Here is a 21024-nt window from a genome sequence, read left to right on the forward strand (position 1 = left end):
TTCTTGAGCTATCAATTTGATTTCCTGTGGCTCGGCGAATATTGGCCGCAGATTGCCAAGGGTATTGCCATCACCAGCCAGCTGACGCTGGTGGGCGGCGTTATCGGCGTGTCGCTCGGCACCGCCTGCGCCTGGGCCCGTGCGCTTGGCCCCTCCTGGCTAAGGCCCATCGTCGGCGGTTACGTCGAACTCATCCGCAATACGCCTTTCCTCATCCAGCTGTTTTTTATCTTTTTCGGCCTGCCGTCGCTTGGTTTCAAGCTTTCGGAGCTGACCGCCGCCAATCTGGCGATGATCGTCAATCTCGGCGCCTATAGCTGCGAGATCATTCGCGCCGGCATCCAGGCAACACCGAAAGGCCAGTTCGAGGCGGGGGCAAGCCTTGCGATGACGCGCTTCGAAACCTTCCGCCACGTGGTGCTCCGGCCATCGCTGCAGCGCATCTGGCCAGCGCTCACGTCGCAGGTTGTCATCGTCATGCTCGGCTCGGCGGTTGTCTCGCAGATCGCGGTGGAAGACCTGACGTTTGCGGCCAACTTCATCCAGTCGCGAACCTTCCGCGCCTTCGAGGCCTATATTGTTTCGACGGTGATCTACCTGCTGCTCGCGATCCTGCTGCGGCAGGGCATGCTGGCGCTGGGCGGCCTCCTTTTTCCGCGGAGGCTGGCGCGATGATGGAATTCACCTTCTGGGATATTCTGCGCAACCTGTTGCTTGCCACGCGCTGGACGCTGCTGCTGTCGCTGGTTTCCTTCGCTGGCGGAGGCCTGGTCGGCCTCGCGCTTCTGTGGCTGCGCATCAGTCCGCGTCCGGCCTTGGGCCGTCTTGCCCGCATCTACATCGAAGTCTTTCAGGGCACGCCGCTCCTGATGCAGCTTTTCATCGCCTTTTTCGGCCTCGGCCTCTTCGGAATCGATGTTCCAGCCTGGCTTGCCGCAGGCGTGGCGCTCATCCTGTGGACTGCTGCGTTTCTGGCGGAAATCTGGCGCGGCTGTGTAGAGTCGATCGCAAAGGGGCAATGGGAGGCCTCGGCGAGCCTTGCCATGGGCCGAATGCAGCAGATGCGTTACGTCATCCTGCCCCAGGCGATGAAGATCGCCATTCCACCGACAGTCGGTTTTTCCGTTCAGGTCATCAAGGGCACCGCGCTCACCTCCATTATCGGTTTCGTCGAACTGTCCAAGGCCGGCACGATCGTCACCAACGCGACCTTCCAGCCTTTCACGGTATACGGGCTGGTGGCGCTCATCTATTTCGCCCTCTGCTGGCCGCTGTCGAAATCCAGCCAGTTTCTCGAAAGGAAGCTCAATGTCGCTCATCGAAATCACTGAAGTCCACAAGAGCTTTGGCGACAACGAGGTGCTGAAGGGCATCAACCTGGATGTCGAGCCCGGAGAGGTGATCGCGATCATCGGGAAAAGCGGTTCGGGAAAATCGACGCTGCTACGCTGTATCAACGGTCTTGAGACGATCAGCAGCGGCTCCATTCAGGTGGCGGGCGCCCAGCTGCTTGATGACGAGCTGCATCTGAAGGCCCTCAGATTAAAGGTGGGCATGATTTTCCAGCAGTTCAATCTCTTCCCGCATCTGACTGCCGGCGGCAATGTGATGCTGTCGCAGATGGTGGTGAAGAAGCTGGCGGCGCCCGAGGCGGAGGCGATGGCGCGCAGGATGCTGGAGCGTGTCGGTCTGGCGCACAAGTTCGACGCTTATCCGGACCAGCTCTCCGGCGGTCAGCAGCAGCGCGTGGCCATCGCCCGCGCGCTTGCCATGCAGCCCATCGCGCTTCTGTGTGATGAAATCACGTCCGCGCTTGACCCGGAACTGGTGTCGGAGGTGCTCGCTGTCGTGCGTGAGCTTGCCAGGGAGGGCATGACACTTTTGATGGTGACGCATGAAATGAAGTTCGCCCGTGACGTCTGCTCGCGCGTCGTCTTCATGCATCAGGGAAGGGTACACGAGATCGGCCCGCCGGAAGAAGTTTTCGCTAACCCCCGCACACCGGAACTCAGGCAGTTCCTCGGTGTGCTCTAACATTCCATGGCTGCGCACGCCCGCAGAACGGCGTGCGCAGTGGCCCGTGCGCCGCAGGCTTCGCGCTGCGACTTGCGCGTTCATGCGCCATGTGAACCAGCGGCGCGTAATCAATTAGTCGCCAAGATTGCATACAATTTTTCCATCGCATCGAAAACAATCGCTGTAAATTTGGGCACTCTTCCCAACCGGTGGTTCTCCCCATTTAAATTATCCTTTTGCATCAATGAGAAAGCCGATTGGCACGCCTCCTGCATGGATAGAAGTGTCGCAGGAGAGTGTTTATGAGCAAAGCCGCCGCAATTGACATCGCTTCCGTATCCAAGATTTACGGCAACACCACCGCCGTCCATGCGATAAGCCTGAAGATACCGGCGGGGAGCTACTGCTGCCTGCTCGGCCCGTCGGGCTGCGGCAAGACCTCGACGCTCCGGATGATCGCTGGTCACGAGAGCATTTCCAGCGGCGATGTCAGGCTTGGCAACACCGTCGTGACCGATCTGCCGCCCGCCCGGCGCGGCACGGCGATGATGTTCCAGTCCTATGCGCTGTTTCCGCATCTCGATCTCGTCGACAATGTCGCCTTCAGCCTCAAGATGAAGGGTGTGGACAGGGAGACCCGGCGCACAAAGGCGCTGGACATGCTGCGCCTGATGCAGCTCGAGCCTTATGCCGGCCGCCGCCCGGCCCAGCTTTCCGGCGGACAGCAGCAGCGTGTGGCGCTGGCGCGCGCGCTCATTACCGATCCCGAGGCGCTGTTGCTGGACGAGCCGCTTTCGGCGCTCGATCCCTTCCTCAAGATCCGCATGCGCGCAGAGCTGAAGAAGCTGCAGACTTCACTCGGCATCACCTTCGTCCACGTCACCCACAGTCAGGAAGAGGCGATGGCACTGGCCGATATCATCGTCGTCATGAATGACGGCCGCATCGAGCAGGCCGCGACCCCGCGTGAGGTTTTCGAGCGACCGGCGACCGCTTTCGTCGCCCGTTTCATGGGCGACCACAATGTCATTTCCGGACGATTCAGGGAAAGGTCCGGCGAACTGGTGACGCTTGAAGTCGCAGGCGGCGGCACATTTACCGCGACAGGCGCGGCGCCGGATGACGGGGCGGTCGATATCGCCGTTCGCACCGATCGGGTGCGTGTGGGTGAGACCGATCAACCCGGTCTCGGTTTCACGGGCATCGTCTCCAATGTCGAGTATCGCGGCGCCACCGTGAAGATCGCCGTGACCGGCGCCGGCATGGAGGATTTCAACGTCATCCTCAGCGACGCCGCCTTTTTCGAAAACCCGGTCAGGACCGGCGACGCCATACCGCTCTCATGGAATGCGGCCGATGCCATCGTGCTCGGCCGGGTAGAGAAGTGACCCCAAAAATAACCAGAGGAGAACTTTGAAATGACCGATACCACCAGCAGCAAGAAGGGCCTGTCCCGCCGCGGCCTCCTGAAAGCGGGCGCGGCTGCCACGGGTGCGGCGATCGGCTCCGGCCTCATAACCGGCTTCCCGACCATCTGGGCGCAGAACCCCATCACCATCCGCCAGTTCGGCACCGGCGTCTCCAACCTCAACGCCATTGCCGAAAAGTGCAAGGCGGACCTCGGCATCACGCTTGAGATGACGGCGACGGATTCCGACGCCGCTGCCCAGCGCGCCGTCACCCAGCCGAACTCCTACGATATCGCCGATATCGAATACTGGATCCTGAAGAAGGTCTATCCGGCCGGCGTCATCCAGCCGATGGAAATCAAGAAGCTCAAATATTACGACAAGATCGTGCCGCTGTTCAAAAACGGCAAGCTGAAGCCTGACAGCGTGGTGGCGCAGGGCACTGCGCCGCACACTGTCGGTTACGTCGAGAAGCCCGGCGACAAGACATTTGCCAAGGGTGAGACCGATTATTTCACCATGGTTCCGACCATCTACAATGCCGATACGCTCGGCATCCGCCCCGATCTCGTCGGCCGCGATATCACCAGCTGGGCCGATATCATGGACCCCAAGTTCAAGGGCAAGACCTCCATCCTCAACATCCCGTCCATCGGCATCATGGACGCGGCGATGATCATGGAAGCCATGGGCAACATCAAATATGCCGACAAGGGCAACATGACGAAGGCGGAAATCGACAAGACCATCGATTTCCTCATCAAGGCCAAGAAGGACGGCCAGTTCCGCGCCTTCTGGAAGAGCTTCGACGAAAGCGTCAACCTCATGGCCTCGGGCGAAGTCATCATCCAGTCCATGTGGTCACCGGCCGTTGCCGCGGTCCGCTCGAAGGGCATCGCCTGCAAATATCAGCCGCTGAAGGAAGGCTATCGCTCCTGGGGCGGCGGTCTCGGTCTCGCCAAGCATCTGTCCGGTGCAAAGCTCGATGCAGCCTATGAATATATCAACTGGTACACCTCGGGCTGGGTCGGCGCCTACCTCAACCGTCAGGGTTATTACTCCGCCGCCATGGAAACCGCGAAGGAGCACATGACCGCCGACGAGTGGGGTTACTGGGTCGAGGGCAAGGCGGCTCAGGGCGATATCATCGCGCCAGACGGCAAGGTCATGGAAAAGGCCGGTGCCGTGCGCGATGGCGGTTCCTTCGAGGAGCGCATGGGCAAGGTGGCGTGCTGGAACTCGGTCATGGACGAAGACCGCTACATGGTCCGCCGCTGGAACGAGTTCATCGCGGCGTGATGCTTTCAGGACGACCGGCGGCAAGTGCCGCCGGTCAATTGCGACAGGCACCCACCTCTCGACGTCATCCTCTGGCTTGACCCGAGGATCTAACGAACCACCACATCAGACGTGGTTGGATCCTCGGGTCAAGCCCGAGGATGACGTCGAGGGTGTGGCGGACCTTCCAACGTGCCCGCTGGCGGCAATGCCGCCGGCACTTCTGCAAATCCACAGAAAGGCTCCCCATGGTGACGGTCAGACTCATCGGCGTCAGCGACAAGAAGGACAGACCGCCCCGCAGCTTCGCGCTGCCGCAAAAACTCGTCTCCTATGTGCAGGCTGCCCCGCTTTTCCTGATCCTCGGCTTTTTCCTGGCTCTGCCGATCCTGATGATCGCCGTCGTCAGCTTCTGGGATTACGATTTTGCCCAGATGTATCCTGATTTCGTGACCTTCAATTACAGCGAGACACTGGGATCGTGGGTCACCTGGCAGACCTATCTAAATACGCTGAAATATGCAGCGATGGTCTGGGCCATCACACTGTTCTGCGGTTTCTGGGTGGCTTATTTCCTCGCCTTTCACATCCGCACCACCACCATGCAGATGGTGCTGTTCCTTGTCTGCACCGTGCCCTTCCTGACGTCCAACATCATCCGCATGATTTCGTGGATACCCGTTCTGGGGCGAAACGGTCTCGTCAACAGCGCGCTGGTCGGCACCGGCATCATCCCCGAGCCGATCGAATGGCTGCTCTATTCCGATTTCGCCGTGGTGCTGGCCATGGTGCATCTCTATACGCTGTTCATGGTCACGCCGATCTTCAACACGCTGATGCGCATCGACAAATCCTTGATCGAGGCGGCGCGCGACGCTGGTGCGACCGGCTGGCAGACGCTCACCAATGTCATCATCCCGCTCGCAAAACCCGGCATGGCGATCGGCAGCATCTTCGTTGTCACCCTGGTCATGGCCGATTTTTCCACGGTTCAGGTCATGTCGGGCGGCCAAAGCGCCTCGGTGGCGCTGATGATGAAGAACCAGATGTCGCTGCTGCAATATCCGGCCGCTGCCGCCAATGCCGTCATCCTGCTCGTCCTCGTTCTCCTGATGGTCGCGGGCATCCTGCGCATCGTCGATATCCGCAAGGAGCTTTGATTATGCACCGGGAAAAACGCGGCCGCGAATTCTATATCCTCGCTTTCTTTTTCGCCCTCTTCGTGCTGTTCCTTTACGGCCCGTTGTCGGCCATCCTCATCCTCGCCTTCCAGGGGCCGAACGGAGGCCTGACGTTCCCGCTGAACGGCGTCTCGCTGCACTGGTTCGGCAATCTCTTCGAACAGCAGGCAGTCGGCGATTTCGGCGGATCGTTCCGCCGTTCCTTCGCTCTCGGCCTGATGGTCATGGTCGTAACCGTGCTCGTCTCGCTGCTGGCAGGCCTTGCCTTCCGTCGCAAATTCATCGGCGCGACGCCGCTGTTTTATCTGTCGGTCGCCAGCCTGGTGGTGCCTTCCATCATCATATCCCTTGGCATTGGCGTTTTGTTTCAGCAGCTTGGGCTTGAGCCTTCATGGTATACATCAGCTTTTGGCGCGCATCTGACCTGGACGTTGCCCTTCGGCGTTCTCATCATGCTCGCCGTCTTCAACCGGTTTTCGCCGTCCTATGAGGAAGCGGCGCGCGATCTCGGTGCGTCCTCATGGCAGACCTTCGCCCATGTGGTGCTGCCGATGATCGCGCCGAGCCTCATCGGTGTCGGCCTCTTCGGGTTCACGCTTTCCTACGACGAGTTCGCCCGCACGCTGATGACGTCTGGCACCTACAACACGTTGCCGCTGGAAATCTACGGCATGACCACCAATGTCACGACCCCTGTGCTTTATGCGCTCGGCGCCGTTACCACCCTGTTTTCCTTCCTGGTGATTGCGGCCACGCTTGGCCTGATCGTCACACTCAATCGACGCCATTCGCGCGGATGAAGAAACCCAAGATGCGCATTCTCGTCATCAATCCCAATACAACGCAGTCCATGACCGCGACCATCGCCGACGCCGCGACACGGGTGGCGGGCCGCGATACGGAAATCCTCGCCGTCACCTCTTCCATGGGGCCTGTCTCCATCGAAGGTTATTACGACGAGGTATTCGCGGTGCCCGGCCTTCTGCTGGAGCTTGCCAAGGCTCCGGTGCTGCGCGTCGACGCGGCGATCATCGCCTGTTTCGATGATACCGGGCTTGATGCGGCCCGGGCTCTTGCAGATATTCCCGTCATCGGCATCTGTGAGGCGGCGGTTTCCGCCACGGCCTTCATCGCGCAGAAATTCACCATCGTCACGACGATGGAACGGTCCCGGCTGCCGCTCGAACATCTCGTCCATCGCTATGGCATGTCTTCCCGCTGCAATGTCCGCGCCGCCGACATTCCGGTACTGTCGCTGGAAGAGGCGGGTTCGAATGCACGCGAAAGGCTGCGGGAGGAAATTTCGCTGGCTCTGAGGCAGGATCGTGCCGAGGCGATCGTGCTCGGCTGCGCCGGCATGGCCGACCTGACGGCGGAACTCCGCGCCGAATTCGGCGTCCCTGTCATTGACGGCGTCGCAGCAGCCGTCAAACAGGCGGAAGCACTGGTATCCATGGGGCTCTCCACCGCCAAGCGCGGTGCTTATGCCACGCCGGTCGCCAAGCCCTATCGCGGATTGCTGGACATGTTTCAGCCGGGCAGGAGCGGCGGGATGCCGGAGGGCGGCTGAAGCGTTTCCCGGTCCGGTTCACACGGTGCTGATTTCGCAAGGCCCTTCATATCCCTGTCGTAATAGTGTCTGATACCCTCGGCGTTTCAGTGCGGACGATGTGTATGCGCAGCCGTCATACGCTTAGGGAGCTATCGTTGAATTCCTCGACACCCACGATTTCGAACGACACCGCGCGTCACAAAATCGGAACGCCCGGCGAAGTTTTCGCGGCCTTTCTGAAGCTCGGGGTCACGTCCTTTGGCGGCCCCATCGCTCATCTCGGTTATTTTCGCGATGAGCTGGTCGTCCGGCGCAAATGGGTCGATGAAGCCGGTTATGCGGACCTCGTGGCGCTCTGCCAGTTTCTGCCCGGTCCCGCTTCCAGCCAGGTGGGCTTTGCGCTCGGGCTGCTGAGGGCAGGGCCGCTCGGGGCGCTGGCCGCCTGGACGGCGTTTACGCTGCCATCTGCCATTCTTCTCGTCGCTTTCGCAATGGTCGCCGCATCCATCGAAGGCCCCGTCGGCACCGGACTGCTGCATGGATTGAAGATCGTCGCTGTTGCCGTGGTCGCCCAGGCGGTATGGGGAATGGCAAAAAGCCTCTCACCGGATCGTGAGCGCGCGACCATCGCGATGGCCGCCATCGTCTGTGTCGTGTTCATCGCCGGCGCTTTCGGGCAAATCCTGGCGCTTTGCGCCGGAGCGCTCGCCGGGCTCGTCTTCTGCCGCGCCGCCTCGGCGGGGTCGACCAGCCATCTTGCCTTCCGCGTGTCGAAACGCGTGGGATATGTTTCGCTTGCGGCTTTTGCCCTTCTTCTCTTTCTGCTGCCGGTTCTTGCGGCGGGCGCGGCCTGGCAGGGGCTCTCCTTGTTTGACGCCTTCTATCGGGCCGGCGCGCTGGTCTTCGGAGGCGGCCACGTGGTGTTGCCTCTTCTGCAATCCGAAGTCGTCGCCTCAGGCTGGGTCACCAGGGATGCCTTCATTGCCGGCTATGGCGCAACGCAGGCCGTGCCCGGTCCGCTCTTCACTTTTTCTGCTTATCTCGGCGCGGTGGCGGGCCCTCAGCCGAACGGCGTGGCGGGCGCAGCCATCGCTCTCGTCGCCATCTTCCTGCCCGGCATGTTGCTTCTCGTCGGCGCACTTCCTTTCTGGGAGGGTTTTCGCCGGCATCCTCTGGCGCAGGCGGCCATGCGAGGTGCCAATGCCGCGGTGGTCGGCATATTGGGCGCGGCGCTTTATGATCCCGTCTGGACCAGCGCCGTCTTCACCCCCAGGGATTTTGCACTGGCGCTTGCGGGTTTCATCCTGCTGACGGTCTGGAAAGCGCCGCCATGGGTCGTCGTTCTTCTTTGCGCGGCCGGCGGCGTGGCGCTCGCCCTCGTGTAAAGGCTTCAGGCAGTGCCGATGCTGTCGAACAGCCAGTCGGAAAAGACCTGCATGGCTGGGGTCGGCGGTTTCGATTGCAGCCGGGTCAACCAATAGCTTCCGAGCGATATGGTGACGGGAAAAGGTTGGACGACCGCTCCGGAAGCCAGATGCCGTGAAAACATCGACGGCGGCGCCAGCGCGACACCGAGCCCTTGCAGGGCGGCCTCCATCATCCCGAGCGACGTGTCGAAGACAATGCCGGCATTGACCTGTGCGGCCGGCGTGACGCCCGCCGCCGCAAACCAGCTGCTCCATTCATCGGCGCGGTAACTGCGCAGCAATGTCGCTTCCATCAGGTCGGCCGGCGCTTTCAGCGTTTCCGCCAGTTTCGGCGTGCACAGCGGCGAAAGCGGCGCGTCGAAGAGACGAAACGCATCCGTGCCGTGCCACGAGCCCTGACCGAAACGAATGGCAAAATCGAGCCCCTCTGCCGCCATATCCACCCGGTTGTTGTTAGTGGACACCCTGACGTCAATAAAGGGGTGGCGCTTCTGAAACGCCTGCAGGCGCGGCAGCAGCCAGCCGACCGCGAAGGTGCCGACAACGCCGAGAAACAGCAGTTCGCGCACCTGCCCGGCCTCGATGCGGTCAAGCGTCGTTGCCATCTGGTCGAAGGAACTGGTCACCGTCGGCAGCAGGGCTTCGCCTTCCGCAGTTATCTTCAGGCCGCGCGGGAGACGTTGAAAAAGCGCGACGCCCAGCCGCTTTTCCAGTCCCTTGACCTGCTGGCTCACAGCGGCCTGCGTCACGCAAAGTTCGATCGCCGCGCGGGTAAAGCTCAGATGCCGCGCGGAAGCTTCGAACGCGCGCAGACCGTTCAGGGGAAGAAATTGACGGACCATTCGAGACCTAGATTTTCTTGTGTCTCCTCCGAGATATCATGATTTGTTCGTGCAATGTAGGGCGGCTAAACGTCTTTCGCGCTGGCTGGGGAAACGCCTGATATCCACCTGAGGTTTTGGAGACGCGACAGATGAATTTTCACCGCAGACATATCGTATGGACGGCCATGCTTTCGGCGATCCTCCTCACGCCGGCTCTGGCCGCCGACGAGGCGAGGCTGAAGGCGATAACGGATGCGGCGATCAAGCCCATCATGGAAAAGAACGGCATACCCGGGCTTGCGGTCGGCATCAGCGTCGATGGAGAGAGTTACATTTTCACTTACGGCGCGATGTCAAAAAGCACCGGCCAGCCGGTGACGGCTGAAACGCTGTTCGAACTCGGCTCCATCAGCAAGACATTCACGGCTATTCTTGCGACCTACGCCGAGGCGAACGGGCATTTGTCGCTGTCCGGCAGGGTCAGGGATTATCTTCCGGGCATGAAGGGCACCGCTTTCGGTGACGTTACATTGACGCATCTCGGCACCCACACCGCAGGCGGCTTTCCGCTACAGGTGCCTGACAATGTCAAAACGGAAACGCAGCTGCTGGCTTATCTCAAGAGCTGGAAGCCTTCTTACGGCGCCGGAACGCACAGGACCTACGCCAATCCCAGCATCGGCATGCTACATCACGGCAAAGGCGATGGGGCAGGGCTACGACGCCGCCATGCAGGACACGCTCTTTCCCGCGCTCGGCCTGAAGGACACGTTCACGGTCGTTCCCCAGGCGAAGTTGGCCAATTATGCACAGGGCTACACGCGAAACGACGAGCCGGCCCGCCTGACGCCGGGCATTCTCTCTTCGGAAGCCTATGGCGTCAGATCGACGGCGACAGACATGATCCGCTTCGTCAACGCGAATCTGGGGCTTGAAAAGCTGGACGGCAAGATCCGGCAGGCGATCGCAAGCACCCATACCGGTTATTTCGCGGTCGGCGCCATGACGCAGGATCTCGTCTGGGAGCAATATGCCCAGCCTGTCGCCTTGAAGACGCTTGTCCAGTCCAATTCCGGCGCTCTTCTCAAAACCGTTCCGGTGCAGGAAATCGCGCCGCCCCTGAAGCCCGGACAGGATGTCTTCGTCAACAAGACGGGTTCCACCAATGGTTTTGGCGCCTATGTCGCCTTCATCCCTCAACGGAAACTCGGCATCGTCATACTGGCCAACAAAAACTATCCCAATGAGGATCGTGTCACGGCGGCCGTTGAGATTTTGACGGCTGTCGACAAGGCGGACTGATATCCGCTCGATGCTTCCTTGCCGTGCCGGCGCGGGGCGCACTCCCGCCGGCGCCAAACGCATTTCGATCCCGCCGCCCGGATGACAGCGAGAACCAATCGCGCTACCGGAGAAAAGATACGCCGGCCACCGATTCGATCTCGGCCAACCGCGCTTATCATCAAAAGGCAACTCTTTTTGCGCGGCTGCGATCTGCGACGGAAAAACCGTCAGTCTCGCGCCGGGCGGTTCGTGGGGGACGACGATGAGCGACACGGGTGGTTATTTTCCTCGCTGGCGATTGAAAACCGAAGGGCGCATCATGCCGGATGAGCGATTGCCCGCCGGGCAGACCGCGGTGCTCGGGTTGCAGCACGTCGTGGCCATGTTCGGCTCCACGGTTCTCGCGCCGCTGATCATGGGCTTCGATCCGAATGTATCGATCCTGTTTTCCGGTATTTCCACGCTGATCTTCTTCATCGCCGTTGGCGGTCGCGTGCCGAGCTATCTTGGTTCATCCTTCGCCTTCATCGGCCCCGTTCTGGTGGCGACCGGGGCGGCGGCGGGCGCGGCAAGCCCGAATATCGCGCTTGCGCTCGGCGGCATCATCGCTGCGGGCGTGCTTTATGCACTGATTGGCGTGATCGTCATGATTGCCGGTCATAACTGGATCGAGCGGCTGATGCCGCCGGTCCTGACGGGGGCCATCGTCGCCGCCATCGGCCTCGTGCTCGCGCCTATCGCGATAGCCAGCGCCTCCGGCTCCGGCCCTGGCAATCCCGATGGCGACCAGCTATCGCGATGGATTGCCATTCTGACGGTCACCTCGGTCGGTGCGATTGCCGTCTATGCGCCCGGAATGGCGCGGCGCTTGCCGATCCTCATCGGCGGCGCGATCGCCTATCTCGCCTATCTCTTGGTGGCGAACGGTCTCGGCCTCGGCAAACCGGTTGATTTTTCAGGCGTCGCCGCCGCAGCCTGGTTCGGATTGCCAACCTTCACCACGCCGGTCTTTTCCGCGTCGGCAATCGCACTCATAGCTCCGGTCGTCGTCATCCTCGTGGCGGAAAATCTCGGGCACATCAAGGCAATCGGCGCGATGACCGGCAGGAACCTCGATCCCTACCTCGGTCGGGCCTTTATCGGCGACGGCATCGCGACCATCTTCTCCGGCGCCTTTGGCGGAACCGGCATGACCACCTATGCAGAGAACATGGGCGTCATGGCGATAACCCGCATCTTCTCGACGCTCGTTTTCATTGTCGCGGCTTTGGTGGCCATCCTCCTCGGCTTTTCGCCGAAGTTTGGCGCGCTGATACAGACGATACCCGGGCCGGTCATCGGCGGCCTGTCCGTCGTCGTCTTCGGCCTCATCGCGGCAACCGCCGGGCGCATTTGGGTGGAAAACAAGGTCGACTTTTCCGAGCCACGCAACCTCATCACGGTGGGTATCGCCCTTGTTCTGGGGGCAGGAAATTTCAAGCTGAATGTGGGCGGATTCACGCTCGATGGCATCGGCACGGCCACAATCGGCGCCATCGCCTTTTATCATCTGCTCGGCCTCGGCAAGCCGTCGCAGGGACGATAAGGCGGGGAGTGCCGGCGCGACCTGGCGGCGAAGATGTGGGATGGGCGAAATATCGCGCATCCCCGCGCTTACAGGCATGCGACATCTTGTCAGCGGCCCCCGGTTGGCGTAGTCGAAACCGACAGAAACCCGGGGGCGACCAGCACTACCGTTTGGTGGCGCTGTGTTCGGCTCCATAGACATCATGACGTTGGGATTGCGATGAACCTTTACTTGGATTACCTGGCTGAAATCAAAAGCAGAGAACCACAGGGACTTGCGCCCAAGCCGATCGATGACGGTGCGTTGACCGCCGAAATCATCGAACTGATCAAGGATGCAGGCAGCGAACACCGCGCCGATGCCCTGAAGTTTTTCATTTATAACACATTGCCGGGAACCACGAGCGCCGCCGGTGTGAAGGCTGCGTTTCTGAAGCAGATCATCCTCGGCGACGTCATCGTCCCCGAGATCACCCCGACCTTCGCGCTGGAGCTGCTGTCGCACATGAAGGGCGGCCCGTCGATCAAGGTGCTGCTCGACATCGCGCTCGGCAACGATGCCGCAATCGCCACCAAGGCGGGTGAAGTGCTGAAGACCCAGGTCTTCCTTTACGATGCCGACATGTTCCGCCTGCGTGATGCCTACAAGGCCGGCAACGCGATTGCGCGGGACGTGCTTGAAAGCTACGCCAAGGCCGAATTCTTCACCAAGCTTCCCGATGTCGAGGACGAGATCAAGGTCGTCACCTTCATCGCCGCCGAAGGCGATATTTCGACCGACCTCCTGTCGCCGGGCAATCAGGCGCATTCGCGCTCCGACCGCCAGCTGCACGGCCAGTGTATGATCTCGCCGGAAGCGCAGGCGCAAATCGTCGCGCTGCAGAAGCAGCACCCCGACAAGCGGGTGATGATGATCGCCGAAAAGGGCACGATGGGCGTTGGCTCCTCGCGCATGTCGGGCGTCAATAACGTGGCGCTGTGGACCGGCAAGCAGGCCAGCCCCTACGTGCCCTTCGTCAACTATGCCCCCATCGTTGCGGGCACCAACGGCATTTCGCCGATTTTCGCCACCACCGTCGACGTGACGGGTGGCATCGGCATCAATCTGAAGAACTGGGTGAAGAAGCTCGGCGAAGACGGCAAGCCGATCCTCAACAATGACGGCAACCCCATCCTTGAGCAGAAATATTCTGTCGAGACCGGCACGGTCCTCAAGATCGACGCCAAGAATCGCAAGCTGCGGGACGAAAACGGCACCGAGCTGGTCGATCTCGCTTCGTCCTTCACGCCCCAGAAGATGGAATTCATGAAGGCTGGGAGCTCCTATGCCATCGTCTTCGGCAAGAAGCTCCAGACTTTTGCCGCTGAAACGCTTGGCGTCGAGGCGACCCCTGTCTTTGCACCGAACAAGGAAATTTCGATCGAAGGCCAGGGCCTCACCGCCGTCGAGAAGATCTTCAACCGCAACGCCGTTGGCGTGACGCCTGGCAAGGTCCTGCACGCCGGCTCCGACGTTCGCGTCAAGGTCAACATCGTCGGTTCGCAGGATACGACCGGCCTGATGACCGCGCAGGAACTGGAAGCGATGGCGGCCACCGTCATTTCGCCGCTGGTGGACGGCGCCTATCAGTCTGGCTGCCACACGGCGTCCGTCTGGGACAAGAAGGCTCAGGCCAACACGCCGAAGCTCATGGCCTTCATGCACAATTTCGGCGTCATCACCGGCCGTGATCCGAAGGGCGTCTATCACTCCATGACGGACGTGATCCACAAGGTGGTGAACGACATCACCGTTGATGACCGGGCAATCATCATCGGCGGCGACAGCCACACCCGCATGTCCAAGGGCGTCGCCTTCGGTGCGGACTCCGGCACCGTCGCTTTGGCGCTCGCCACGGGCGAGGCGACCATGCCGATCCCGCAATCGGTCAAGGTCACCTTCAAGGGAACGATGCAGCCCTACATGGACTTCCGCGACGTGGTGCACGCAACGCAGGCGCAGATGCTGCAGCAGCACGGCGACAACGTGTTCCAGGGCCGTATCATCGAAGTCCATCTCGGAACACTGCTTGCCGACCAGGCTTTCACCTTCACCGACTGGACGGCCGAGATGAAGGCCAAGGCGTCGATCTGCATTTCCGAAGACGAAACGCTGATCGAGTCGCTGGAGATCGCCAAGTCGCGCATCCAGATCATGATCGACAAGGGCATGGACAATGCCGCACAGACGCTTAAAGGCCTGATTGCGAAGGCGGATCAGCGTATTGCGGAAATCCGTTCCGGTGAAGTTCCAGCATTGAAGCCTGACGCGAACGCGAAATATTTCGCTGAAGTCGTCGTCGATCTCGATGTCATCAACGAACCGATGATCGCCGACCCGGACGTCAACAACAACGACGTTTCGAGACGCTACACGCACGATACGATCCGTCCGGTTTCCTATTATGGCGCTACCAAGAAGGTCGATCTCGGCTTCGTCGGCTCGTGCATGGTGCATAAGGGCGACGTGAAGATCGTCGCGCAGATGCTGCGCAACATCGAAAAGACCGAAGGCAAGGTCGAATTCAAGGCGCCGCTCGTCGTTGCCGCGCCGACCTACAACATCATCGACGAGCTGAAGGCGGAAGGGGATTGGGAAATCCTCCAGAAATATTCCGGCTTCGAATTCGATGACATCAACCCGAAGACAACGAACCGGACCGAATACGAAAACATCCTCTATCTGGAACGCCCGGGCTGCAACCTGTGCATGGGCAACCAGGAAAAGGCAGCCAAGGGTGACACGGTTCTGGCAACTTCGACGCGTCTCTTCCAGGGCCGTGTCGTTGAAGACAGTGCCGAAAAGAAGGGTGAATCGCTTCTGGCCTCAACACCGGTCGTGGTGCTGTCCGCCATTCTCGGCCGTACGCCGAGCATCGAGGAGTATCGTTCCGCCGTCGAGGGCATCGATCTGACGAAGTTCGCTCCGCCGAAGACGACGCCGATCGATTCGCAGTCGGTGCATTATTAATCCGCAATACCGCCTGCATCTGGATGCGGGACGGTGCGGTGAATGAAAGAGGGCGGCGGGGAGATATTCCCGCTGCTCTTTTTGTATTGGCCCTTGTCGCTGGCCCGCCGGGTCTTGAGCATTATCAAGACAATAGCCGTCTGCGGCATGCCGAATTGTCAGCACTTGCATGGCAAGGGTAACACTTCGTTTAGTTGTTTTGTGAAATCTAAAATACGCAGGTTCCAAGGTTTTATCGGTGGAGCCGGTAGAACAAGCGGACCCGTCACGACCTGCCCTGCGGTTCGAAAAAGGCACCCGCTTGTCGCCCTATGAGGAGGGGCAACAGCTACCCGCGATGTTTCATCATATGGTTCCCCCGGCCACCCGTGCGGCGGCAGGAGGAGCGCTTGCCTTGAGGCCGTTCATGTCATTCCTGAAGAATACCAAGATAAAAACGAAGGTCGTTTTTGTCATCTCGCTGATGAGCCTGATGTCGCTTTCCGGCATAAGCTATGTCAGCCTGCAATATAAAAGCACCGATAATGTCTATAGTGATTTCATCGGCCACGAGGCCCTTGCTGCGGTGCTGAACGCCAGAACAAGCGGAAATCTCAATGCGCTCGGCATGCAGATGCTTCGCGCCAGCCTCAACGATCCGGCCAGCAGCGATTTCGAAGCGGCCGTAAAGACCTTCAGGGCAGATCGCAAGCAGCTCGAGGAACGCCAGAACAAGATTATGGAACTCGTGCCGGCCCGCACGGACGCCGCGCGGGACATCCTCAAGGGTGTTGTCGAAGTCGAGGAAATCGGCAATCAGGTCATTTCCCTCATGCAGGCAGGACAACGGGCCGAAGCCCAGCAGATGGCGCTTAACGTCCTGCGGAAAATCACCGAGGTTTCGCCGAAAATCAGTGCGGGTAACGAACAGCTCATCCAGGTCATGAATGAGGGCCGGGAGCGCCTTACCGCAAGCACGAATACGACGATCTGGACGGGTGTTGTCACACTCGCACTCATGTCTCTGGCCGTGATCGCGCTTGGCCTGCTCATCTCGTCCCGCGGCATTACCACGCCGATTGCACGCCTTCGCGCCCGCATGGAAGCGCTGGCGGCTGGGGATACTGCAAGCGAAATCGTCGGCATGGATCGCAAGGATGAAGTTGGTCAGATGGCCGCCACCGTTCAAGCGTTCCGCGAAAGCGCAGTGGAGCGCCTGCGGCTCGAGGCTGAAACGGACGCGAACCGGTCCATGTCCGAAAAGGATCGGATCGAGCGGGAGAAACAGAAGGCGCAGGAAGCCGCCGACGTTCAGTTTGCGGTCAACAATCTTGCCACCGCGCTTTCGAAGATCGCCGAAGGCGATGTCACTTACCGCATAGCGCAGCCGTTTGTGCCGAGCCTGGACGGTATTCGCGGCGACTTCAACAGGGCCGCGGAACAGCTGCAGTCGACGCTCAACCAGGTGGCGCAGAATGCCCGTGGCATCGATTCCGGCGCAAACGAAATCCGCGCAGCGGCCGACGATCTGGCGAAACGGACGGAGCAGCAGGCTGCGGCGGTAGAGGAAACCGCTGCGGCGCTGGAAGAGATCACCACGACGGTGAAGGATTCGACCAAACGGGCGCAGGAAGCGGGACACCTCGTCAGCCGCGCGAAGATCGGCGCCGAAAGATCCGGAGACGTGGTGCAGAAGGCCGTTGCCGCGATGGAACAGATCGCGACATCCGCGAATGAGATTTCCAATATTATCGGCGTTATCGATGAGATTGCCTTCCAGACCAACCTTCTGGCACTGAATGCCGGGGTGGAGGCTGCCCGTGCGGGCGAGGCGGGCAAGGGCTTCGCCGTTGTCGCGCAGGAGGTTCGCGAACTGGCGCAGCGTTCCGCAGGCGCCGCCAAGGAGATCAAGAACCTGATCACGACCTCGAACGGTCAGGTCCAGCAAGGCGTGCAGCTCGTCGGAGAGACCGGCAAGGCATTGGAACTGATCGTCACGGAAGTGCAGGAGATCAACCGCCACGTGGCGGCGATTGCGGAATCGGCACAGGAACAGTCCTCCGGTCTCCAGCAGATCAATACGGCCGTGAACCAGATGGACCAGGACACCCAGAAGAACGCCGCAATGGTGGAGGAGAGCACCGCGGCGAGCCACGGACTCGCACGCGAGGCGTCGTCGCTCAACCGGCTGATCGCCCAGTTCAAGCTGTCTGAAGCCGGTTACAGCGAGGCTTCCGCGCCCGTGCGAACCGCTTCGTCGGCCGACAGACCGGCGACCTCACCGGCCCGCGCCCTTGGCGGCCGGATCAGGGCGGCGTTCTCCGGCAACGCGGCACTGAATACGACAACGGATAATTGGGAGGAGTTCTGATACCCACTCTGCCTTCACGCCCTCCATGGCGCTGAAAGCACTATTCCAGACAGGGGCACCGGGGTCGGGTTTTTAGCCTGAGCCCGGTGTTCTGCTTTTCGGGACGGATCAGCCTGCCACTGCGCCGTGGCTATTCGTTGCCATTCGTCGTCATGTTGGTAAGGTTTGCCGCCATTGGGGCGGTGCCTGGGAGGGGAAGACATGATCGCAGCCTATATTGATGAATTCATCATGTTCTGCGTCGGCCTCTGGATGACGCTGGTGGGGTTCGGATATCTGTCCCTGTCGGGAAATCCAGCCCACCGGCCACCGGTGGCGCGTCACTTCAAGTGGATGGGCCCCATGCTGCTTATGATCGCGCTCATTCTGGCCATCGCTTCCTGATCTTTGAAGGTTGTCGTGTGGCGGCACTTTGCCTTTGGCTCGTTTTGCGGTAACAGGGGGCCATGATCAAAGCATCGAGTACCACCTGCATCTAGCTCCCGCCGCAGCGCGAGGAGCATCGGACGAGAAGCCAGCCGGCTTTTCGCCTGGTGTCGGCTTGCCGCAAGGCAAGCGAAAGCGAAGACATGCAGTGAGATTACTCAATGGAAAACTATTTCGAAAGCCCGTTCCGGGGCATCACGCTCGACAAGCAGGTAAAGAACCCAAACCTCCTGGTCGGAAAATACAGCTATTATTCCGGCTATTATCACGGCCACAGCTTTGAAGATTGTGCCCGTTATCTGTTGCCGGATGAGGGCGCGGACAGGCTGGTGGTGGGGAGCTTCTGCTCGATAGGTTCGGGCGCAGCCTTCATCATGGCGGGCAATCAGGGCCATCGCAATGAGTGGATCAGCACCTTTCCCTTCTTCTTCATGCCCGAGGTGCCGGAATTCGAGAATGCCGCAAACGGCTATCTGCCGTCCGGCGATACAGTCATCGGCAATGATGTCTGGATAGGCTCGGAAGCTGTCATCATGCCCGGTGTTACCATAGGCGACGGCGCCGTGATTGGAACGCGTGCGCTGGTGACGAAAGATGTCGAACCTTACGCTATCGTCGGTGGCAATCCCGCGAAAACGATCCGCAAGCGTTTCGACGACGACTCGATCGAGCTGCTTCTGGAGATGAAGTGGTGGGATTGGCCGGCGGACCGGCTGAAAGCCGCGATGCCACTCATGACCAGCGGCAATGTTGCGGAGCTTTACCGGTTCTGGCGGTCGGATAGCGCCCAGCCGTAAACGAACGGCCGGCCCGTCTCATCGAGGCGGGCCGAGCCTTTCCGAGGGCCGGACATGTGGGTCAGCGTCGCCGTCAGTAAGCGGTGTAGTCAGCCCCGGATGAACGACCAAGACGGCTCCGTATCATCCTGCAAATCCATCCTGTGGAGACATCACGGCGGATTTCATAGTGATCAAGCCGCCGAATGAGGTCGCGCTGTGCGTGATCGCAGACGCCGGAGCCGGACTTCCATATGTCTCCTCGCCTGAATGTCGCCTCGCCTGACGGCGACCGACATCCCTTCCACCCACGCCGTAATCGCGCCGTCATTGTCTCCCAACCGTGCACGGCATTCGCCGAGTTCTGCCCATACCGCCGAATAGTCGGGATCCTGCCGGATAGCCTCCTGCAGGTGATGCGCGGCATTTTCGAACTGCCCCGCTGCCGCCAGAGCCTTCGCGATTGAAAAGCGCAGAAGGGGACTGTCCCTCCCGTCTTCCAGCATCTTCATGAGTTTTGTTATCATCGTTGTCCCGGAGCAATGGTGAAACACCATGTATCGGTACGATCTCAAGCGCAGTTGAGGTCAAGCGGTATTTGGCGCGCTCTTCCTGCATGGGTCGTCATGCGAACGCGTCCGATGACGACGCTCGCCCTCCGTCAGGCTACGTCGCATCTCTCGCCATCGCCGTTGAAATGACCACAGCCTGTGAGTTAAAGCACGGATGTCCCTTAGGACGGACACGATTCCCCAGAATTATGGGTTTGCATGATCCCCGTCGCATTGCCCTCCGTCGAAGCGTTGCTTCTCCTTGCCTTCTTTCTCATCACGACCCTTGTGTGGGGCGTCTGGTCACTACGCTCCTGGCCGCAAAGGCCTGATCCGGGAATTGCCGTCGAGTTGCGCGACCTTCATCTTTCCTATGGTGCTCATGATATTCTCAAAGGCGTCGACCTTGCCGTGCGCGAAGGGACGACGACGGCGCTGGTCGGGCCGAGCGGCTCGGGGAAGACCACCCTGCTGCGCTGCGTCAACTATCTCGCCACTCCGGTGGCCGGGGAGGTATGGGTGGACGGCGAACTGGTCGGTTGCGAGGAACGCGGCGGGCGGCTCTACCCGGCCAGCGAGCGTGTTCTGCGCGGTCATCGCCGGCGTACGGGAATGGTTTTCCAGCGGTTCAATCTGTTCGCCAACCTGACCGCGCTTGCCAATGTCGCCTTTGCCCCGGTTTCCGCGGGGCTTTGCAGTCACGCCGAAGCGCGGGACAGGGCGAGCGGGCTTCTCACCAGGGTCGGGCTTTCGCATCGGGAAAATGCTTTACCCTCGCAGCTTTCCGGTGGTCAGCAGCAGCGGGTCGCCATCGCGCGTGCCCTCGCCATGCAGCCGAAAGTCATGCTCTTCGACGAGGCGACATCGGCGCTCGATCCCGAATTGTCGCGTGAGGTTCTGGCGGTGATGCAGGAACTGGCCGGGGCCGGAATGACCATGCTGGTGGTCACCCATGAAACCGGTTTTGCCCGGACGGTAGCCGACGACATCGTTTTCATGGAGGCCGGACGGATGGTTTCCCAGGGGTCGCCGGAGACGATGTTCTCCGACGATGCACCCGAACGCGTCCAGCGCTTTTTCCGCCATGCCCGGCAATAGGCTCACTGACTGAAAGGACAGGATAGGATGTTTGATCTTGTGATACGCGGGACGCTGGCGCTTCCCGACGGGGCTCTGCCCGGAGGCTGGATTGCGGTCTCGGATGGCGTCATCCGCGCGATCGGCAATGGTGCAGCGCCCGAAGCTGCAGAGGTTTTCGAGGCGGGCGACGGCATAATCATTCCCGGCGTCATCGACGGGCAGACGCATGCGACGAGCTATGGCGGATTGCCCGGCATCGGGCCGACCACCCGTTCGGCCGTCGCCGGTGGCGTC

The 21024-nt window shown here is 60.6% G+C and carries 17 protein-coding genes and 2 pseudogenes; 17 read left to right on the forward strand and 2 right to left on the reverse strand.

Features of this window, described 5'->3' with window-relative positions; genetic code table 11:
- Positions 1 to 3: 3 nt before the first annotated feature.
- The 9 genes from EGT36_RS26755 (at position 4) to chrA (ending at position 8821) form a co-directional block, all read left to right on the forward strand.
- Complete coding sequence (locus tag EGT36_RS26755; protein WP_113730311.1) at positions 4 to 675, forward strand: amino acid ABC transporter permease; 672 nt, start codon at positions 4 to 6, stop codon at positions 673 to 675.
- A complete protein-coding gene (locus tag EGT36_RS26760; RefSeq protein WP_004444886.1) occupies positions 672 to 1331 on the forward strand; it encodes an amino acid ABC transporter permease in 660 nt (219 codons plus the stop codon). The genes EGT36_RS26755 and EGT36_RS26760 overlap by 4 nt, the downstream gene beginning before the upstream one ends.
- A complete protein-coding gene (locus EGT36_RS26765; protein ID WP_006700492.1) occupies positions 1309 to 2034 on the forward strand; it encodes an amino acid ABC transporter ATP-binding protein in 726 nt (241 codons plus the stop codon). The genes EGT36_RS26760 and EGT36_RS26765 overlap by 23 nt, the downstream gene beginning before the upstream one ends.
- Before the next feature lie 284 nt (positions 2035 to 2318).
- A complete protein-coding gene (locus EGT36_RS26770) occupies positions 2319 to 3404 on the forward strand; it encodes an ABC transporter ATP-binding protein (protein ID WP_004444882.1) in 1086 nt (361 codons plus the stop codon).
- Positions 3405 to 3434: 30 nt separating this feature from the next.
- On the forward strand, positions 3435 to 4724 hold the full coding sequence (locus EGT36_RS26775) for an ABC transporter substrate-binding protein (protein WP_004444880.1): 1290 nt from the start codon (positions 3435 to 3437) through the stop codon (positions 4722 to 4724).
- A 227-nt stretch (positions 4725 to 4951) separates the two neighbouring features.
- Entirely contained in the window at positions 4952 to 5863 is a 912-nt protein-coding gene (locus EGT36_RS26780) for an ABC transporter permease (RefSeq protein WP_004444878.1), read from the forward strand.
- Positions 5864 to 5865: 2 nt separating this feature from the next.
- A complete protein-coding gene (locus EGT36_RS26785) occupies positions 5866 to 6684 on the forward strand; it encodes an ABC transporter permease (RefSeq protein WP_022562606.1) in 819 nt (272 codons plus the stop codon).
- Between the two features lie 11 nt (positions 6685 to 6695).
- Positions 6696 to 7454: an aspartate/glutamate racemase family protein gene (locus EGT36_RS26790; protein WP_125271393.1), complete on the forward strand. Its 759-nt coding sequence runs from the start codon at positions 6696 to 6698 to the stop codon at positions 7452 to 7454.
- Positions 7455 to 7591: 137 nt separating this feature from the next.
- The gene (gene chrA / locus EGT36_RS26795; protein WP_172965720.1) at positions 7592 to 8821 is read left to right on the forward strand and encodes a chromate efflux transporter; all 1230 of its coding nucleotides are present in this window, start codon (positions 7592 to 7594) and stop codon (positions 8819 to 8821) included.
- A gap of 5 nt (positions 8822 to 8826) precedes the next feature.
- Here chrA and EGT36_RS26800 read toward each other — a convergent pair whose 3' ends face one another.
- Positions 8827 to 9705, reverse strand: coding sequence for a LysR family transcriptional regulator (locus EGT36_RS26800; RefSeq protein WP_006700572.1), 879 nt, complete (start codon positions 9703 to 9705; stop codon positions 8827 to 8829).
- A gap of 131 nt (positions 9706 to 9836) precedes the next feature.
- On the opposite strand from EGT36_RS26800, the pseudogene ampC reads away from it, so the two are divergent.
- The 6 genes and pseudogenes from ampC (at position 9837) to catB (ending at position 19120) form a co-directional block, all read left to right on the forward strand.
- Positions 9837 to 10989, forward strand: a pseudogene (gene ampC / locus EGT36_RS26805) (class C beta-lactamase).
- 244 nt (positions 10990 to 11233) lie between these two features.
- Positions 11234 to 12556, forward strand: a complete 1323-nt coding sequence (locus tag EGT36_RS26810; RefSeq protein ID WP_004444867.1) for a solute carrier family 23 protein — start codon at positions 11234 to 11236, stop codon at positions 12554 to 12556.
- A 201-nt stretch (positions 12557 to 12757) separates the two neighbouring features.
- A complete protein-coding gene (locus tag EGT36_RS26815) occupies positions 12758 to 15547 on the forward strand; it encodes a bifunctional aconitate hydratase 2/2-methylisocitrate dehydratase (protein ID WP_125271394.1) in 2790 nt (929 codons plus the stop codon).
- Between the two features lie 406 nt (positions 15548 to 15953).
- Positions 15954 to 17897, forward strand: coding sequence for a methyl-accepting chemotaxis protein (locus EGT36_RS26820; protein WP_004444865.1), 1944 nt, complete (start codon positions 15954 to 15956; stop codon positions 17895 to 17897).
- A gap of 201 nt (positions 17898 to 18098) precedes the next feature.
- Complete coding sequence (locus tag EGT36_RS26825; RefSeq protein WP_044459299.1) at positions 18099 to 18281, forward strand: hypothetical protein; 183 nt, start codon at positions 18099 to 18101, stop codon at positions 18279 to 18281.
- Positions 18282 to 18484: 203 nt separating this feature from the next.
- A complete protein-coding gene (gene catB, locus EGT36_RS26830; RefSeq protein ID WP_125271395.1) occupies positions 18485 to 19120 on the forward strand; it encodes a type B chloramphenicol O-acetyltransferase in 636 nt (211 codons plus the stop codon).
- A 173-nt stretch (positions 19121 to 19293) separates the two neighbouring features.
- On the opposite strand, the gene EGT36_RS26835 is transcribed toward catB, so the two are convergent.
- Positions 19294 to 19626 (reverse strand): tetratricopeptide repeat protein, encoded by a 333-nt coding sequence (locus EGT36_RS26835; protein WP_125271396.1) that lies wholly within the window; start codon positions 19624 to 19626, stop codon positions 19294 to 19296.
- Between the two features lie 243 nt (positions 19627 to 19869).
- Here EGT36_RS26835 and EGT36_RS26840 point away from each other — a divergent pair, with 243 nt between their 5' ends.
- Positions 19870 to 20748, forward strand: a complete 879-nt coding sequence (locus EGT36_RS26840; protein WP_125271463.1) for an amino acid ABC transporter ATP-binding protein — start codon at positions 19870 to 19872, stop codon at positions 20746 to 20748.
- A gap of 27 nt (positions 20749 to 20775) precedes the next feature.
- A pseudogene (locus tag EGT36_RS26845) lies at positions 20776 to 21024 on the forward strand (dihydroorotase); the annotation flags it as partial.

The organism is Agrobacterium sp. FDAARGOS_525, assembly GCF_003938925.1.
Lineage (GTDB): Bacteria > Pseudomonadota > Alphaproteobacteria > Rhizobiales > Rhizobiaceae > Agrobacterium > Agrobacterium pusense.

Coding starts and splice junctions, on each gene's coding strand:
- EGT36_RS26800 (WP_006700572.1), bottom strand. CDS start 9,705: ATGGTCCGTCAATTTCTTCCCCTGAACGGTCTGCGCGCGTTCGAAGCT.
- EGT36_RS26820 (WP_004444865.1), top strand. CDS start 15,954: ATGTCATTCCTGAAGAATACCAAGATAAAAACGAAGGTCGTTTTTGTC.
- EGT36_RS26790 (WP_125271393.1), top strand. CDS start 6,696: ATGCGCATTCTCGTCATCAATCCCAATACAACGCAGTCCATGACCGCG.
- EGT36_RS26760 (WP_004444886.1), top strand. CDS start 672: ATGATGGAATTCACCTTCTGGGATATTCTGCGCAACCTGTTGCTTGCC.
- EGT36_RS26810 (WP_004444867.1), top strand. CDS start 11,234: ATGAGCGACACGGGTGGTTATTTTCCTCGCTGGCGATTGAAAACCGAA.
- EGT36_RS26825 (WP_044459299.1), top strand. CDS start 18,099: ATGATCGCAGCCTATATTGATGAATTCATCATGTTCTGCGTCGGCCTC.
- EGT36_RS26770 (WP_004444882.1), top strand. CDS start 2,319: ATGAGCAAAGCCGCCGCAATTGACATCGCTTCCGTATCCAAGATTTAC.
- EGT36_RS26840 (WP_125271463.1), top strand. CDS start 19,870: ATGATCCCCGTCGCATTGCCCTCCGTCGAAGCGTTGCTTCTCCTTGCC.
- EGT36_RS26780 (WP_004444878.1), top strand. CDS start 4,952: ATGGTGACGGTCAGACTCATCGGCGTCAGCGACAAGAAGGACAGACCG.
- catB (WP_125271395.1), top strand. CDS start 18,485: ATGGAAAACTATTTCGAAAGCCCGTTCCGGGGCATCACGCTCGACAAG.
- EGT36_RS26815 (WP_125271394.1), top strand. CDS start 12,758: ATGAACCTTTACTTGGATTACCTGGCTGAAATCAAAAGCAGAGAACCA.
- EGT36_RS26765 (WP_006700492.1), top strand. CDS start 1,309: ATGTCGCTCATCGAAATCACTGAAGTCCACAAGAGCTTTGGCGACAAC.
- EGT36_RS26785 (WP_022562606.1), top strand. CDS start 5,866: ATGCACCGGGAAAAACGCGGCCGCGAATTCTATATCCTCGCTTTCTTT.
- EGT36_RS26775 (WP_004444880.1), top strand. CDS start 3,435: ATGACCGATACCACCAGCAGCAAGAAGGGCCTGTCCCGCCGCGGCCTC.
- EGT36_RS26835 (WP_125271396.1), bottom strand. CDS start 19,626: ATGATAACAAAACTCATGAAGATGCTGGAAGACGGGAGGGACAGTCCC.